This window comes from Paenibacillus sp. CCS19 (genome assembly GCF_033239625.1).
In the GTDB taxonomy this organism is placed as follows: Bacteria; Bacillota; Bacilli; order Paenibacillales; family Paenibacillaceae; genus Paenibacillus_T.
Genome location: NZ_BTCK01000014.1, coordinates 36,300 through 52,605, shown reverse-complemented (window position 1 = coordinate 52,605; position 16,306 = coordinate 36,300). Strand labels below are relative to the sequence as shown.

The window sequence follows — 16,306 nt, the reverse complement described above, 5'->3', positions numbered from 1 at the left end:
AACGGGATGCAGCAAGCTGCAGCCCCGTTCCCTCTTTCTTCAATATATAAGAATCTTCGTCTAGCGTTTATCCCCGTTTCGTCTGCAGACGAATCACGTTCCAAGACGCACGGCCGAGCACGGCGCTCACTTTGCCTTGGTCAACCGTCGTCTGTCCGCCGGTTCGCGGCAGAACGCGGTTAGGATCTGCCTTCGTGTTGGCAGCTTTCAGGTCGTCGCTCTCCATGACGATATGTTCGACCAGGCGAAGCTCACTGCCGAAGCTGCGGACGTCAACGTTCAGCTCCATCGACTCTGTGAGATGGCGGTTGACGGCGAAGATCGTCAGCTGGCCGGATTCCTCATCGAATACGCTGACCGATTCGAGATAAGGAACGTCCGTGAAGTCCTTCGAATCATATTTGTCCGATTGCACATTCGACAGCAGCACCGTGCCGCGTCCGAAGTTCGAAGCATGCAGGAACGGGTAATACGTCGTCTGCAGCCAGAGATCGCCGCCCGTATCGGTCATGATCGGTGCGATCGTATTGATGAGCTGCGCGAGGCAGGCCATCTTCACGCGGTCGGCGTTCTTGAGGATCGTAATGATGTAGCAGCCTACTGCCAGCGCGTCCTCATGCGTATATACATCCTCGAATTCAGGCGGCGCAATCTGCCAGCGCTCGTCTGCACGGCTCGAACCGATCGAGTTCCATACATTCCATTCGTCGAGCGACAGCATGAGCTTCTTCTTGGAGCGCTTCTTCGCTTGGATGTAGTCGGCGATCGAAGCGACGCTGCTGATGAAGGCATCCAGATCAAGCGAGCTCGCCAGGAAGTTCGCCGTATTGTTGTTGTTATTATTGTAATAAGCATGCAGCGACAGGAAATCAACTTGATCGTAGCACAGGTCCAGTACGGTCGCTTCCCATTCTGCGAAGGTGGACATGCCTCTCGACGAGCTGCCGCATGCGACAAGCTCAATCGATGGATCGACCCAGCGCATCACTTTGGCTGTCTCGTTCGCGAGACGGCCGTATTCATATGCCGTCTTCGCACCAATCTGCCAAGGACCGTCCATTTCGTTGCCGAGGCACCAGGTTTTGAAATTATGAGGATCGCGGTAGCCATGCGAGATACGCAGGTCGCTCCAATAGGAGCCGGATGGATGGTTGCAATATTCCACGAGATTGCGCGCTGCGTCGATGCCGCGCGTACCGAGGTTAACCGCCATCATGACTTCCGTGCCTGCAAGCTTCGCCCAATCGGCGAATTCGTTCGTACCTACTTCATTCGTCTCCGTCGTCCACCAAGCGAGCTCGAGCAGACGTTTACGCTCCGACTTCGGTCCAACGCCGTCTTCCCAGTTGTAGCCGGACACGAAGTTGCCGCCTGGATAGCGAATGATTGGCACATTGAGTGCGCGAATAGCTTCGAGGGCATCCTGACGGAAGCCGTTGGCGTCAGCCGTTGGATGGCCTGGATCGTAGATGCCGCCATATACAGCGCGTCCTAAGTGTTCGATGAACGAACCGTATACGCGTGGGTCGACAGCTGCGACCGTGAAATTCTTATCAATAAGCATAGTGGATCGAATCGCCATTGATGAAACCCCCTAATGTAGAATTAAGTAATTATCAAATCCAGTAAACGTTGTCATTCTACTATATTCGTATCATAATAGGGATATCGAATACAATCTTAATGTTTAGGATTCACATAATACGAAATTCTACACAGGTGGTGAGCAGATGCAGCTGACAACGAGTTCGGATTCACTGCGCGTCTATGAAGCGTTAGCGAGCGAAGTCCGATTGCTAATCATTGATAAATTGTTTGAACGGGAACGGCATGTGAAGGAGCTGGCTGCCGAGCTTTACTTGAGCAGCGCCGTCGTCAGCGGTCATATTCGCAAGCTGGAGGAAGCCGGCATCGTCGGGAGCAAAATGAAACGGATTGAGGGGGGAACGTACAAGTACTGCTACGTGAAGGCGGAGTTTATGCAGATCAAGCTGTCGCCGGATGCGCCAGCATCGTTAAGCGTTCGAGAGCTGTCGATTCCGATCGGTCATTACACCGATTATGAAGCTATACCGACATGCGGAATCGCGACGGCGAACGCGATGATCGGCGAATATGATCAGCCGGTCTGCTTCATGGATCCGGAGCGGGTGAACGCGGGCATTCTATGGATGGCGAAGGGCTGGGTCGAGTACAAAATCCCGAATTACTTGTATAAGGACCAGCGTCTGCATGAGATCGAAATCTCGCTTGAGATCGGATCGGAAGCGCCGCGCGTCAATGAGCATTGGCCATCCGACATCCGATTTTACTTCAATGGCAAGCCGCTCGGCGTATGGACGAGCCCGGGCGATTTCGGGAAGACGAGAGGCCGGTTAACCCCGGAATGGTGGCAGTCGGATGTAAATCAATATGGACTGCTGAAGGTGCTTCGCATTAAAGAGTCAGGCACGTATGTGGACGGACTGAAGGTGTCCGATGTGGGATTGTCCGACATTGAGACGAGCGCAATGAACTGGACGTTCCGAATCGCTGCGGAAGACACCGGCCGAGGACGAGGCGGACTTACATTGTATGGCCGAAGCTTCGGCAACTACAATCAAGATATGATCGTTCGCAGCTACTATACGTAAGTGTCATGTAGAGATAAATAATAGCTTGCATCCTAATGAATAATCGGACTACAATAAAGTAAATAAATGGGATGTGCGACTGGCGTAAACGTGGAAAACCACGAGGGAGCACATCGTTAGCAAGCCGTACGCCTGGGCAAAGTACTTGGACAATATGTCGGAGTGCTTTTTTTATTTGCTGAAAGGAGTATATAACAATGGAGCTTGATCTTCGATATGGAATGAACCCCCATCAAAAGAAGGCAAAGTTATACGCGAACCCAGGCAAATTGCCGATTAAGGTGTTGAATGGTGAAGCGAGTTATATTAACTTACTAGATGCATTAAACGCATTCCAACTTGTTTGCGAGCTTAGAAGAAGTATAGGCAAGCCCGCGGCAGCCTCGTTTAAACATGTCAGTCCGGCAGGCGCAGCGGTATATTCCCCGTTATGCGAATCGCTGGTCCAATCTTATTTTGTGGAAGGGCTGGAATTGTCTCCTCTAGCTGTTGCTTATGCAAGAGCCAGAGGCGCGGACCGTATGTCGTCTTTTGGAGATTGTGCGGCTTTCAGCGACCCGGTTGATGTGACGGTAGCGGAATTACTTAAGAAAGAGGTTTCGGATCTTATCGTTGCACCGGGTTATGACAAGGATGCGCTTGCGCTGCTGCGAAAGAAAAAGAATGGGAATTACCTTATCATTGAGATAGATCCAGACTATAGGCCAGAGCGGATTGAAAGAAGATCTGTGTTCGGGATAACGCTTGAACAAGAACGAAATGATGTAGCGATTTCGGATCAACACCTTAAGAACATTGTAACAACGGAACAATGGATTCCTGACCATGCTAAGAGAGATTTGCTTGTCGCACTAATAACGCTCAAATATTCACAGTCCAACTCCGTTTGTTTGGCGAAAGACGGCCAAACCATTGGAATTGGTACGGGACAGCAATCAAGAATCCATTGTACGAGACTCGCAGCTGAGAAAGCGGATAATTGGTGGCTAAGACAACATCCGATTATACATGAGATGAGATTTCGTGCAGGAATATCGCGTGCTGAAATCAATAATGCGATTGATGGTTGGACGAATGAACATGGTTCAAATGCAGAAGAGATACGATGGAGACAATATTACCAGACAGTGCCAGAACGATTGAGCCAATCTGCCAAGCAGCAATGGCTTGCAGGTCTTAAGGAGGTTTCGTACGCTTCCGATGCCTTGCTGCCCTTCCGAGATAATGTTGACCGCGCTGCCCGGAGCGGAGTCAGATACCTGGTGCAGACCGGTAGTTCAACAAGAGATGAACAAGTGGTTGAAGCGGCCAATGAATATGGAATGGTGATGGCTTATTCAGGTGTTCGGTTGTTCCATCACTAGAATGATTAGCGGAAGCTGAGGGCCTGCATTTTCGGTCCGAAGCTGCCGCTTGTTTCTTTTACAGCCGCTAATGAACCATTTTCAACCGATCAACCAGATTCCGATTTTGCCTCCAATCAGCGAGTTTCTGCCCCGCAGCAACTGCCCTCGCCGTGTATCGTAACCCCTCGTTCATGCTTGTCCCCGGTCATTACCCTCCCAGCCTCTCGATAGCTCAATCCCAGTCGTACCAAGGGTTTCGGAATTCGGATAGCGCCTCAGAAAAGAGTCTATTGTGCCGCCTGCCCCCCTCTGTCGTATAGTGTGGTTATTCGATCCGAGAACGCCACAGAGAGAAGGGATGCGCATGGAACAAAGCACTACGGCAACGAGTTCCAAGACAACCAGCACGAATACGCCTCAAGTCGTTAAACGCCGGCCGGCAACGGGAATATGGAAAGATCATCAATTATACTTTCTGCTCCTCCTGCCGATTGCCTACTTTATTTTATTCAAATATGTGCCGATGTACGGCGCAGCGATCGCCTTTCAGGATTACAGCATTTTCAAAGGCGTATCGGGCAGCGAGTGGATCGGGTTCGAGAACTTCCGCGAGTTGTTCGCGATGAGTCAGTTCTATGAGGTGGTGCGAAACACGCTGCTGCTGAACCTGCTTGATCTCGTCTTCTCCTTCCCGGCTCCGATTATACTCGCGCTGCTGCTGAATGAACTGCGAGTGATGTGGTTTAAGAAAACAGCGCAGACGCTGCTGTATTTGCCGCATTTTATATCGTGGATCATTATCGGCGGTCTCGTGTATCAGATGTTCTCGAACAGCGGCGGCCTGGTGAACAACATGATCACCTCGCTGGGCTTCGATTCCGTTCCGTTCTTAACCGAGAAGAACCACTGGCTGCTCGTCTACTTAGGGACAGGCATCTGGCAGAGCGCCGGCTGGGGAACGATCATCTATCTGGCTGCGCTGACGGGCATCAACAAAGAGTTGTACGAGGCGTCGGAGGTGGACGGCGCAGGCCGATTGAAGAAAATGTGGCATATTACGCTGCCGGGCATTCGCTCCACGATCGTCGTCATGCTCATCATGCAGCTGGGCCATATTATGACGATCGGATTTGAACGTCCGTTCGTCATGGGCAACGATCTCGTCAAAGATTATTCCGAGGTTATCAGTACGTTCGTCTACAAAGCAGGTCTGCAATCCGCGCAATTCTCGCTCGCAACAGCGATGGGCTTATTCCAGGCGCTAGTTGGCTTAGTGTTCGTCGTCGCGTCCAATGCGATTGCGAAGAAGTTCGGGGAACAAGGCATATGGTAGGGGGCAAGGGGATGACCAACAATAAGGCGCTAACAAGAGTTCGGATGTCCGACATCGTTATTATGCTGATCGTAGGCGTGACGATGATCATCTGCCTCGTGCCGTTCCTTCACATTATTGCCGTATCGCTCAGCTCGAAGCAGGAGATTATGTCCGATCGGGTTACGATTTTCCCAAGGGATATCGATTGGCACGCCTATGAGATTGTGTTCCAGGATTCGAGAATGCTCTGGTCGATGGGTCTTACCATTGTGCTCACGGTCGCGTTCACCGCAATCAGTATGCTGATGAGCATCTTCGCGGCTTATCCGCTTACGAAGGAACATCTCAAAGGCCGCTCCTTCTTCATGATGCTGATCGTGTTCACGATGTTTTTCAGCGGCGGACTTATCCCGGAATATTTGCTGGTCAAGCAGCTCGGATTGTTAGATAATTTACTCTCGCTCATTCTGCCGGGCATGATCAGCGCGTTCAACCTTATCATTCTGCGTACGTTCTTCTCGACGATCCCTGCAAGCCTAGAGGAATCAGCCTATCTGGATGGCAGTTCGCACATTGGCACGCTCATTCGAATCGTACTGCCGCTGTCGCTGCCCGTGCTGGCAACGCTCAGCTTGTTCTATGCGGTAACGAGATGGAACGGATTTATGGATGCGCTCTTCTACATTACAAATTCGGAGCTGTATCCGATCCAGCTGAAACTGTATCAAGTCGTCATGAACAGCATGGTGACCGACTTAACGGCACAGGAAGGCGCAGCGCAGATGGATGTGGTGCCGGAGGGGATCAAGGCAGCGAGCATTATGTTCGCCACAGCACCGATTCTGATCGTCTATCCTTGGCTGCAGCGTTATTTTGTATCCGGTATCATGGTCGGCGCCGTTAAGGGCTGATGAAGCGGATGCGCACATCCTAAGCGAGATCCTGCGTTTGGTTGATCTCCCTGTCTGCAGCAGGGGTGCAACATATAGAAAAGTTCTGAAGCTTCGTGATCAATAATGTACAATTTTAACGAAAAGGGGATCTGTGCATGCAAACAAAGAAATGGATCGCAGCTTCGGCTGCAGCCGTACTGCTCGCTGGTGTCGTATCAGCCTGCGGAAGCTCGAATGATGACTCGAACAGCTCGTCGACTTCTTCCTCCGAAGGTACAACAAGCCAACCAAGCGGCAAGCAAGTCACCCTGAAAGTTGAAGTGTTCGATCGCGGCAATGCGCCGGCAGGAGCGGGCCCGGTAACCGACAACTATTGGACGCAGTGGATTCAGAAGGAATTCGGCGATCCGAACAATATTAAGCTCGAGTTCGTTCCTGTACCGCGTAACCAAGAGGTTGACAAGCTGAACGTGCTCATGGCAACCGGCGATGCGCCTGATATCGTATTTACTTACGACATGAACACGATCTACAATTACATCAAGGATGACGGCTTGGCAGACCTGACGCAGCTGATCGGGAATGCGCCGAATCTGAAGAAATATCTAGGCGACGAAGTGCTGTCCTACGGCGTATTCAGCGGCAAGCAGTACACGATCCCGGCGAAGCGGACGCTGCAATTCACGCAGTCCTCGTATATCCGCAAGGATTGGCTCGATAGGCTGGGCCTGCCTGTGCCGACAACGACACAACAGTTCTACGATACGATGAAAGCGTTTAAAGAGAAGGACCCGGGACAAGTGGGCAGCAAGCTGATTCCTTACGACTTCAGCGCGATCAACGGCTCGAACATTACTAGTCCATTCGTGCTGGTGAACTCCTTCGTTCAGAAGATGTCGGAAGAAGACTTCTACACGTTTGCGTCGACGAATAACACGATTCCAGAGCTGCTGAAGCCAGGCTACAAGGATGGGTTGCAGTTCCTCAATAAAATGTATCAGGAAGGTTTGATCAATCCGGACTTTGCGCTCGATAAGGATGGCAAACAATTCGAGAGCGATGTGGCCAATGGTTATGTAGGCGCTTTCACATCGTTGGCTGCTCACGCGAATCTGATGGCGCCGGGCAAAGTATTCGACACGCTGAAGCAGAACGTCGCGGGCGCAGAGTTTGTCGCAATGGATCCGTTCACGGATGCAGAAGGCAAGTCGCCGAAGGCGATCTATGATCCGATCGGCGCTCACATCATGATTCCGAAGAGCAGCAAGCATGCGGCGGAAGCGATCAAGTATCTCGATTGGATGGCGCAGTCCGACATTCTGTTCACGCTTCAGAACGGGATCGAAGGCCAGCACTATACGATGGAGAACGGCTTCCCGAAAGCGATCACGACGGACGAAGCGAAGAAGACGTTCTACAACAACAGCGACATCGCCATTATTTCGAATGGCAAGGAGTTCGGCTCGACGGACAAGAACATCGAGGCGACCGGCTATCAGTTCCCGGGCTATGAGGAGCTCGCGAAGCAGACGATTCGCAACGCGCTGAAGGACGGCTATACGATGCCGCGCTTCGATCATCCGATTGACTCCGAGATCAAATACGGCACGACGCTGAAGGATAAAGCGATCGAAACGATCGTGAAGAGCATCATCGCGAAGCCGGATCAATTCAGCGCAATATTCGACGCAGGCATTCAAGAGTATTTGAAAATCGGCGGTCAAGCCGTTCAAGACGAACGCCGCGCTGCTTACGAAGCAATGAAGAAGTAATCTGCATAGGACAGAACGGACAAACCCCATCCATCTATGGGGTTTGTCCATATTTCATAGACAGGAAGGATTGGGTAGATGAAGGTCAATAACAACTACATTATGCGGATGCTTCTATCGTATCTTCCCATTCTTTTCATAACCATCAGCATTCTGATCTTCATCTCGTTCTCGATTATGAACCAGCTCAACGTTCGCAATGCGATCCAAGCGAACAACCTAACGGCTAAGTATGTGACCAATATGGTAGACAGCTCGCTGAAGAACATCTCGATCGATGCGCAGAAGCTGGTCGAAACCGGCGGGACGCTGCAGAAGTTTCTGGACGCGCCTTCGGATAAAGGGCTGGAATTTGATATTTCCAATTTGTTGAACAGCCTGGTCATTCGCTATGGACTGATCGATTCGGTGTATCTATACCGTGCCAAGGATGGCAAAGTGCTTGATCAGAGCACGATTCGTCCACTGAGCCAATTTCCGGATGAGAGCTACGTTCGAAGCACGCTGGATCAGCCTTATACGGGTGTCTGGTCGTCGCCGCGCGAGCGCATAAGCGGCGGTCTCAGCGGGTCTACGATCGTTCGTGTATCCTCGCTAGGGCTGAAGATCCCGCGTGATTCCGGCAGTCTCGGTTATTTGATTGTTAATGTGAAAAATGACGCCCTTAAGTCCTACATCGACCAGATGATCGACCATACGATTACGACTGCGGAGCTATACGATTCGCAAGGTGTATCGTTCTTTAACGCAGATCAACCGGTCTCGTCTTCGAATCGGCTGAGCGCCGATGTCGTCTCGAACTATACGGGCTGGACATACAGAATAAGCATTAAAGGCGGGCAGCTGCTCGACTTCTTGTTCCACGGCAGCACGCTGTGGATTCTGTTAGGATTAAGCGCCATCGTTGTAGCGATCGGCTCGACCTTCTATGTGACGCGAAGAAACTACAAGCCTATCGAATCGATCTTGCATCGAATTGAACGTTTCTCTTCCATCGTGAAGACGGGAGATTCGAAGGTGAAGGCGAACGAGTTTGCTTTTATCGATCAGGCGATTGAACGTTTGATTACGAACAATATGTCATTCCAAGAGCAGCAGCAGGAGCATCTCGTCATTCGGCGCCAACAGTTTCTGCAGATGCTGCTGAAGGGCGAATTCAGCGAGGAGCGCGGAGCATGGGAGCAGGAGTGGCAGCATCTGGGCCTGTCGGCCGGCCACTTCATCGTCGGGGTACTGGAGCTGGACAGTTATGTGCAGTTCGGCCTGAAATACAACCCGAATGATCAATCGCTGTTCAAATTCATTATTAGCAGCGTGGCGGTGGAGACGGCGGAGCAGAATGGTCTGCGCATCGTCGCGGAGTGGATCGCGAAGAACCAGCTCGTCGTGCTGCTCATCTCCACCGACTCCAGCATGCTAGAGCATCAGATGCTGCAGCTGGCCGAGCAGATCCGTTCTTGGGTCGAGGGGCATCTCGATTTCACCGTCACGATCGGGATCGGAGCGCCAGTTGATGAAGATGCGGCTATTGCCCGTTCCTTCGAGGAAGCAGAAGCGGCTGTCAGCCGGAAAGTATCGCTTGGCTCGAATCAGATCATTGATGCGGTTGAAGTGCGCGGAAGGCAGGATGGCGAATGGTTCGATTATCTTGAGATGATTCGAACGATCGTACGCCAGCTTCGCATGTCGGAGCTGGATTGGCAGAGCGAGCTGAAGCAGCTGTTCAGCGAGATGGCCGTTCAACGTCTGCGCAAAGGGGATGTTGACCGTCTGCTGCATTATTTTATTTTCCACCTGGAGTATGAGTTGGATGGTTCGCTTCCTGAAGCGGTAAAGCCTTGGCAGGATGAGGTTAAACCTGCGCTGGCAGCAGCTGTGGAGCGGTCCGACACGCTGCAGCAGCTGGAGCTGGACTTCCAGACTGCACTTACGCAATTGTCGGGGCAGATTGGGGAGCTGTCGCAGAGCCGACGCCACAATACGCTTATGCGTGAGATTCGCGACTTTGTTGCTGAGCACTATTTGGATCCGAATCTGTCGCTTACCTTCCTAAGCGACCGGTTCCAGATCAGCTCCAAATATTTGAGCCAGCTGTTCAAGGAAAGCATCGGCGAGAACTTCAGCGATTTCTTGATCGGGCTGCGTATTGATCATGCGAAGCGGCTGCTGCGGGAGACGGATGCTGCTGTGCAGGATATTTCGGATCAGATGGGGTACAGCAACCCGACCTCGTTCATCCGTGTGTTCAAGAAGATCGTCGGACTGTCGCCTGGGCAGTACAGGGAGTCGCTGACGAAGAGTGCGGCTCGCGGCGGCGGTCAGCATGAGCAAGATGCGTTTGAGAAGTCAGAGGAGCACGAAGATAACAGTTCAGCAGGATAGCTATGAGAGAGGAATGAACCAGTGATGTTTGATCAGAACCAACCGCTTCAACTGAAAGGTGAAGTACAGATCTATGCTGCCGAGCTTCCTACCTCGGTACAATATGCGCTTCGCATGCTGGTAAGAGATTTCGAGACGGTGCTCGGCAGTAAGCCGGAGCTCGTATCGAATGTGGAGACGGCAGCGCTCTGCATCCGCTTCGCTGAGGAGAGGGATCAATGCCCGCAGCGTGCGGAGGCTTTCGGTTTCCGGTTCTACTTGGAGGATGGCCGTGCGTCTTGCTTGCACATTGTCGGGAATGATGCGCTAGGACTCATCTATGGCATGCTGGAGTTTAGCCGCATCTACCTTGGGATTCAGCCTTTCTGGTTCTGGACAGATCAGACGATTGCTGAGCGCAGTGAGATCAGAGTCCCTTGCCAGAGCTATGACTCTCTTGAAGCGAAGGTTCGTTATCGGGGCTGGTTCGTGAACGATGAGGTGTGCCTGATCGGATGGAAGAAGCCGTATCCGCCTTCGCCAGAAGTATGGGAGCCGGTATTCGAAGCGCTGCTGCGATGCGGCGGCAACATGGTCATTCCGGGCACGGACCTGCCTCGCGACGGTATTCATTATAAGCTGGCGTCCGAGATGGGGTTGTGGGTGACGCATCACCATGCCGAGCCGCTTGGCGCCGAGATGTTCCTGCGCGCTTATCCGGGACGTACCGCGAGCTATCATCAAGCGCCGGAGCTGTTCGAGCATCTATGGGCGGAAGCAATAGAAGAGCAGAAGGATATGAACGTACTCTGGGTGCTCTCGTTCCGTGGACAGGGAGACAAGCCGTTCTGGATCGACGATCCGGCCTTCGATACGTCCGAGAAGCGCGGCGCGATGATCAGCAAGGTTATCCGCAAGCAGCATGACATGATTAGCGGCGCCGTCGACAATCCCGTATGCTGCGTTGCGCTCTATGGCGAGATATCGGAATTGTACAAAGGCGGCTATATCGATCTACCGGACGGTGTCATCAAAATATGGGCCGATAACGGCTACGGTCGAATGGTTTCCCGTCGTCATGGCAACCTCAATCTGCGAGTTCCGTCGCTTCCTGCGGCAGGTGATGAGGGCGAGCATGGCTTGTACTATCACACGACGTTCCACGATCTTCAGGCATCAAACCATCTCACGTTGTTCCCAGGGTCGGCATCGTTCTTGAAGCAGGAGATTGAAGCGGCATTCGCGGCAGGCGCCGATGAATATTTGCTGCTCAACTGCGGCAACATCCGGCCGCACGTGTATTCGCTTGATATCATTCGGCAGTTATGGACGACTGGCGAGATTGACGTCGATCAGCATTTGCAGCAATTCGTCAGCAGTTATTATTCGGATGAGGCTCATCATGCCGGGCTCGCAGAGCTGTATCGCGCTTACTCGGAAGCGGCGCTTCCTTACGGCCCGAATGCGGACGACTTGGCCGGAGACGAGTATTATCATCACCCGGCCAGACAGATTATCGGCCACTGGCTGCAAGGCAAGTCGGAGCAGCCGGATCCGCGGCTGTTCTGGGCTGCAGGGGATGTTCCATTCGATGAGCAGGTGAAGGGATTCGAGACGCGGCTTGAATCTGGCATTCAGCAGTGGCGAGCGTGGCTCGATCGCTGCGACCAAGCGTTGGCCAAGCTCGGAGAGGACGATCAGCGCAGAGCGATCGACCAGCTTCGTTTTCACGGGGCGCTCCATTTGTCCGGTTGTGAAGGCTTCTACTGGCTCTGCCGGGCGTATGAGCAATTCAGCCAGCAGCGTTATCCGCAGGCGTTCGTCTTTGCCTCGAAGTCGATGTGGAGCTATCAGGAAGGGCTTCACGTTCTGCGTCAGTCGGAGCATGGCAAGTGGGAGCGCTTCTACGAGGCAGACTGGCTCACGAATATTGAGAGCACGGTCCACAATGTCGATACGCTTAGACGTTTCATCCGCATGCATGGCGACAGCCCGGACTTCTTCCTCTGGTACAAGGAATACTTGATGCCGGTGACCGAGAAATACATTTATCTCGAGAATACGCACCGCAACCCGCTGTCGGACGACGAACTGGCGAAGCGGCTGGACGCGTTTTTCAATCAATAAAAGTTAGCGCGGAGAGCCGTTCTGAAGCATCTGAGGATGTTTCCGGACGGCTCTTCTTGCATGAAATAACGATCTAGCGGAATAGAAGCTGCATTTCATGCAGGTTGACGATAATCTACACTTTGACCCAAGACCGGATAGACCGCAGCTCGTCGGATATAAAACGCAGTGGTTCGCTATGAAATCGACGGACACGGACAGCGTCGTACAAATACTTGGTCTAACAGACTTGCTATCGCAGCAGCGTGGACAATAGATCCTTTGCTCGAACACAAGGAGTTGGGCACAGATTACGTTGGGCGTTTTGTCGTGAAGTGGAAATAGTTCTCAATTTCTAATTCATACCGTATAGATTGGATTTCGATGGAGAACAATGAGGACTGAGCTAAAATTCGAAAGGAGTGAGAAGAAATGGATACGACATTGGGAGCAGATGAGGTTCTGCAGCTCATTAGAAAACTCCAATCAAGTGGCGGCTCAGTCAATAAAAAGCAAGTGAAGCAGAACAATCCGGAGCTGATGCGCAATGCATTATTTTATTTCCCAAGCTGGGAGCATGCGCTGAAGAACGCAGAAATCTAATAAACGTACCCTACACTATACGTACTATTGAACGTACTTTAAACAAAGCCACAAGGCTAAGGCTGCCGAGAAATTCTCGGCAGCCTTTATTGTTCCATAGAGGGGAGCTAGACTATAAATCGAAGCACCATGATAGATATAATACCGACTACAACGGTGCCTAATAAGCTGCGCGTTAAGATTGCCATTAAGAACGTGGGCAGCGATGCAAGCAGCTCTGCATTATTGGCGATAGGGGCGAGCTCGCCGTTGTCCATGAACAGTTCTTGTCCGACCAGGGCCGCCATGACGGTTATCGGAACATAATTCAACCAGCGCAATGCCCAGTCGGGCAATTGTAAGCGGCTAAGAACCATAAGCGGCAGCACTCTTGGAATCAAGGTAACGAGACTACAGCCAATAATGATGAGAAGGATGGACCATCTTATTTCCATCGTTCCACCGCCATTCCGATCGCAGCCGCCGCCATCGTTGCAACAATGACACCTACGCTTGCAGAGGACATCATCGTCACCAAGATAACGATAATTACAGCGCTAATCGCAACGATAATATCGACACGGATCTTCGAGCGGCTCATCATGAGAAGGACGAGAAGCCCGATAAACATGGCTGGCAGCGCATAATCCAGACCGAATTTCTCAGGATTCGTAATCCACTGCCCCATGAAAGCACCTGCTATATTCGCAGCGATCCAATTGAGATACGCGGCCACATTAAGGCCGTTCATCCATCTCGCGCTGATCGATTTCTTGTTCGTTGTTTGATTAATCGCCACGCCGAACGTTTCATCTGTGAGCAATGAACCGACTAGTGCATTCTTCAGAGGCGTAAGGTGGCGAAAATAAGGCGATAATGCCGCGCTCAGCAGCAGGTGGCGAAGGTTTACAAAGAAAATGGTGAAAACGATAGCGGCTGCCGAGCCATTCGCTGCGATCATGCCGGCAAAGATAAACTGGGCCGATCCCGCATAGATAAGCACGCTCATCAGTGTGATCTCCGCTATGCTGAGTCCAGCGGTTTTGCTGACAACGCCAGCGGCAAAGCCGATACTCAAGTAACCCAATAAGGTAGGAATGCAGTCTTTGACGCCTTGAAGGAAACTTTCCTCGCCTGCAGTCTTGTGTCTGTCTAGTTGTGTATGGTCCTGCATGCTATTCTCTCCGTCCTGCTAATCTGGATAATGATGGTTTTAAAGTAGGTAACCGTCGTTGCGCCAGAACTCCGATAGTTATGAGGCTTGTCTGCTTTAAAATGAATAATATATCACGTACAGTGCTAGATGAATACGTCGGCCGGGCGATATGTCATAGGAAAAAGGCTGGATCCAAAGTCACAATCGACCTTTAGACCCAGCCTTTGTATTTGTTCAACCACAGCGGCATATCAGGCTATAGCCGACTACAAATGCGCTTGAATCGCCTCGCGTATTCGCGCTAATGTGGGCAGCAATTCAAGGTTCTCGATGACATGCTCGCACTGTTTGCGGTAGATGACCTCATCGGTATAGGTGTTCAAATATTGATCGGCGACCTCGAAAGAAAGTCCCTTCGCTTCCAATCTTGCTCGCACCGTTGCTTTGTCTGTATACAGGAATAGGCGAATGACGGCCGATCCGTAACGCTTCTTGAGCGCATCCGCCCCTTCGGGATTTACAATAACGTATGCATTGCGCTTCGCATGGAACAGCGCGTTCTCCACATCTGCGCGCCGAACGCCGTATCGCTGTCGGTTGATCGTGACCGTCTCCGCGAACGCTCCGTTTCGCTCCAGTTCCTCGAATGCTTCTCGTGTGACGAAATGATAATCTCGATCCGGCTTCCCAGCAGCATCGCTTGCGCGTGGCGGCCTAGTCGTATAGGAAGGAATGGGATACATGCCAAGCTCCTCGCCGATCCGATTGCCGATTGTTTTGCGGCCTGAGCCTCCTGTACCTGTGAATATGAATAGAAACGGTCCCGCCATAGCGCCCTCTCTCCCTTCATCCTTCGTTACACGTATAATTGTCACAATATTCAGATGTGTGTTGCTATATACGTTTTCGACATTGCTTGCCATTTTCCTTTAGGAAACCTTCTTCTGATCTGGATGTTTCCGGCATAAGCTGGTACTAAAGCGTGGGGACAACATCTGCAGCAGGAAGGAGGCGGTCATCGGTGGCACGATGGGGAAGGCGCTGGATGTGGAGCGGCCGCATTCGAACCGTCCGATTTCAGTCTGGCAGCAGGATGAAGCCTGCGAAGCAAGTACGTCCATTCCGCGGCGGCAAACCCGCCTTATTCAGCAGCTTGAGCAGGCCGAGCACACGGCCGAAGCGATGGCACAGCAGCAGCGGCAAGCCTGTGCGTACTTCCGTGTTAAGCGGCGGTGGCGGCCGCCGTGCCCAGTCAGGCGGCGGCTTCCGTCTGCGCAAGCGGACGATCATTCTGCTGCTGCTTGGTTTAGTTATTGCCTCAGGCTCCCTTACGGCAGCCTATATTGATCGTCATCTGGGACCGCCTCTTATGACGGTTGCGGAGCTGCGCGTTAAGCAAATCGCGACACAGGCTATCAATAAAGCGATATCGGAGCAAGTGGCAGGCAAGTCCGACTTCGAGCAGCTGGTGGATTGGAAGACGAATAACAGCGGTAAAGTGTCCGGCTTCATGCTGAACTATGCGGAGCACATGCGGATTACGAGCCAGACGATCAGCACCGTGCAGCAAACGCTCGACGAAGTGGGCAGCATTCCGGAGCATATTCCGATCGGGCAAGCATTCGGCAGTACATTCATCTCGTCTTATGGACCGCGAGTCCCGGTTCATTTTGAGCCGATCGGATCGGTGAAGGTGGATCTGAATACGAGGCAGCAGGATGCGGGCATCAACATGATTCTCGTCGAGGTGTATATTCGAATCGAAGCGGAAGTTTCCATCATTATTCCGTTCGATACGAAGCCGGAGAAGGTAACGACGGAAATTCCGATCTCGTATTTGCTTGTCGTAGGCGATGTTCCGATGTATTACTACGACAACAAAGGCCAGCCGGTCGGTCAGTCCGCCGCACAGGCGCCAAACATTGCCCTTCCAGGCGTCGGAGCAGGGGCTGCAGGAAGCAGCGCGGATAACAATTCCGAAGCGGCATCTGGCGACGGTGATGCATCCGGCGGTGAAGACGAGTCGGTCGGAGCGAGCGGATCGATCGACCCCTCGAATTCGGATGAAGCTGCTGATGAATCGTCGTAAAACGAACAAAGCCGCACAGGGATATCTTAAAGATCGTCCCTGTGCGGCTTATG

Annotated in this window: 14 protein-coding genes and 1 riboswitch; of the genes, 10 read left to right on the top strand and 4 right to left on the bottom strand. The window is 52.1% G+C overall.

Going from position 1 to position 16,306, the window contains the following annotated elements:
• Positions 1-67: 67 nt before the first annotated feature.
• Positions 68-1,582, bottom strand: a complete 1,515-nt coding sequence (arfA, locus tag SBI19_RS12035) for an arabinosylfuranosidase ArfA (RefSeq protein ID WP_317968371.1) — start codon at positions 1,580-1,582, stop codon at positions 68-70.
• Positions 1,583-1,730: 148 nt separating this feature from the next.
• Between arfA and SBI19_RS12030 the strand changes: the two genes are divergently transcribed.
• The 9 genes from SBI19_RS12030 to SBI19_RS11990 all read left to right on the top strand — a co-directional run bounded on the left by SBI19_RS12030 (position 1,731) and on the right by SBI19_RS11990 (position 13,029).
• Positions 1,731-2,633, top strand: a complete 903-nt coding sequence (locus SBI19_RS12030) for an ArsR/SmtB family transcription factor (protein WP_317968369.1) — start codon at positions 1,731-1,733, stop codon at positions 2,631-2,633.
• A 65-nt stretch (positions 2,634-2,698) separates the two neighbouring features.
• Positions 2,699-2,778, top strand: a riboswitch (ZMP/ZTP riboswitch).
• 52 nt (positions 2,779-2,830) lie between these two features.
• A complete protein-coding gene (locus SBI19_RS12025; RefSeq protein WP_317968367.1) occupies positions 2,831-3,997 on the top strand; it encodes a phosphoribosylaminoimidazolecarboxamide formyltransferase in 1,167 nt (388 codons plus the stop codon).
• Between the two features lie 346 nt (positions 3,998-4,343).
• Positions 4,344-5,312, top strand: a complete 969-nt coding sequence (locus tag SBI19_RS12020) for an ABC transporter permease (RefSeq protein ID WP_317968365.1) — start codon at positions 4,344-4,346, stop codon at positions 5,310-5,312.
• 11 nt (positions 5,313-5,323) lie between these two features.
• A complete protein-coding gene (locus SBI19_RS12015) occupies positions 5,324-6,205 on the top strand; it encodes a carbohydrate ABC transporter permease (protein WP_317968363.1) in 882 nt (293 codons plus the stop codon).
• A gap of 137 nt (positions 6,206-6,342) precedes the next feature.
• Positions 6,343-7,959, top strand: a complete 1,617-nt coding sequence (locus SBI19_RS12010; protein WP_317968361.1) for an extracellular solute-binding protein — start codon at positions 6,343-6,345, stop codon at positions 7,957-7,959.
• Positions 7,960-8,037: 78 nt separating this feature from the next.
• Complete coding sequence (locus SBI19_RS12005; protein WP_317968359.1) at positions 8,038-10,341, top strand: helix-turn-helix domain-containing protein; 2,304 nt, start codon at positions 8,038-8,040, stop codon at positions 10,339-10,341.
• A gap of 24 nt (positions 10,342-10,365) precedes the next feature.
• Positions 10,366-12,447: a glycosyl hydrolase 115 family protein gene (locus tag SBI19_RS12000; protein WP_317968489.1), complete on the top strand. Its 2,082-nt coding sequence runs from the start codon at positions 10,366-10,368 to the stop codon at positions 12,445-12,447.
• A gap of 97 nt (positions 12,448-12,544) precedes the next feature.
• Entirely contained in the window at positions 12,545-12,703 is a 159-nt protein-coding gene (locus SBI19_RS11995) for a hypothetical protein (protein WP_317968357.1), read from the top strand.
• Between the two features lie 155 nt (positions 12,704-12,858).
• The gene (locus SBI19_RS11990; protein WP_191201541.1) at positions 12,859-13,029 is read left to right on the top strand and encodes a hypothetical protein; all 171 of its coding nucleotides are present in this window, start codon (positions 12,859-12,861) and stop codon (positions 13,027-13,029) included.
• A gap of 107 nt (positions 13,030-13,136) precedes the next feature.
• Here the strand turns inward: SBI19_RS11990 and SBI19_RS11985 are convergent, their stop codons facing one another.
• From SBI19_RS11985 to SBI19_RS11975, 3 genes are all read right to left on the bottom strand, one after another.
• On the bottom strand, positions 13,137-13,463 hold the full coding sequence (locus tag SBI19_RS11985) for an AzlD domain-containing protein (RefSeq protein WP_317968352.1): 327 nt from the start codon (positions 13,461-13,463) through the stop codon (positions 13,137-13,139).
• Positions 13,454-14,182, bottom strand: coding sequence for an AzlC family ABC transporter permease (locus tag SBI19_RS11980; RefSeq protein ID WP_317968350.1), 729 nt, complete (start codon positions 14,180-14,182; stop codon positions 13,454-13,456). The genes SBI19_RS11985 and SBI19_RS11980 overlap by 10 nt, the downstream gene beginning before the upstream one ends.
• 248 nt (positions 14,183-14,430) lie before the next feature.
• Positions 14,431-14,994: a guanylate kinase gene (locus SBI19_RS11975; protein ID WP_317968348.1), complete on the bottom strand. Its 564-nt coding sequence runs from the start codon at positions 14,992-14,994 to the stop codon at positions 14,431-14,433.
• Between the two features lie 191 nt (positions 14,995-15,185).
• Here SBI19_RS11975 and yunB point away from each other — a divergent pair, with 191 nt between their 5' ends.
• Positions 15,186-16,253: a sporulation protein YunB gene (yunB, locus tag SBI19_RS11970; RefSeq protein WP_317968346.1), complete on the top strand. Its 1,068-nt coding sequence runs from the start codon at positions 15,186-15,188 to the stop codon at positions 16,251-16,253.
• Positions 16,254-16,306: the final 53 nt, after the last annotated feature.

Excerpts from the sequence above, each read along its gene's own strand:
- arfA (WP_317968371.1), bottom strand. The coding sequence starts at position 1,582 with ATGGCGATTCGATCCACTATGCTTATTGATAAGAATTTCACGGTCGCA.
- SBI19_RS12030 (WP_317968369.1), top strand. The coding sequence starts at position 1,731 with ATGCAGCTGACAACGAGTTCGGATTCACTGCGCGTCTATGAAGCGTTA.
- SBI19_RS12025 (WP_317968367.1), top strand. The coding sequence starts at position 2,831 with ATGGAGCTTGATCTTCGATATGGAATGAACCCCCATCAAAAGAAGGCA.
- SBI19_RS12020 (WP_317968365.1), top strand. The coding sequence starts at position 4,344 with ATGGAACAAAGCACTACGGCAACGAGTTCCAAGACAACCAGCACGAAT.
- SBI19_RS12015 (WP_317968363.1), top strand. The coding sequence starts at position 5,324 with ATGACCAACAATAAGGCGCTAACAAGAGTTCGGATGTCCGACATCGTT.
- SBI19_RS12010 (WP_317968361.1), top strand. The coding sequence starts at position 6,343 with ATGCAAACAAAGAAATGGATCGCAGCTTCGGCTGCAGCCGTACTGCTC.
- SBI19_RS12005 (WP_317968359.1), top strand. The coding sequence starts at position 8,038 with ATGAAGGTCAATAACAACTACATTATGCGGATGCTTCTATCGTATCTT.
- SBI19_RS12000 (WP_317968489.1), top strand. The coding sequence starts at position 10,366 with ATGTTTGATCAGAACCAACCGCTTCAACTGAAAGGTGAAGTACAGATC.
- SBI19_RS11995 (WP_317968357.1), top strand. The coding sequence starts at position 12,545 with ATGCAGGTTGACGATAATCTACACTTTGACCCAAGACCGGATAGACCG.
- SBI19_RS11990 (WP_191201541.1), top strand. The coding sequence starts at position 12,859 with ATGGATACGACATTGGGAGCAGATGAGGTTCTGCAGCTCATTAGAAAA.
- SBI19_RS11985 (WP_317968352.1), bottom strand. The coding sequence starts at position 13,463 with ATGGAAATAAGATGGTCCATCCTTCTCATCATTATTGGCTGTAGTCTC.
- SBI19_RS11980 (WP_317968350.1), bottom strand. The coding sequence starts at position 14,182 with ATGCAGGACCATACACAACTAGACAGACACAAGACTGCAGGCGAGGAA.
- SBI19_RS11975 (WP_317968348.1), bottom strand. The coding sequence starts at position 14,994 with ATGGCGGGACCGTTTCTATTCATATTCACAGGTACAGGAGGCTCAGGC.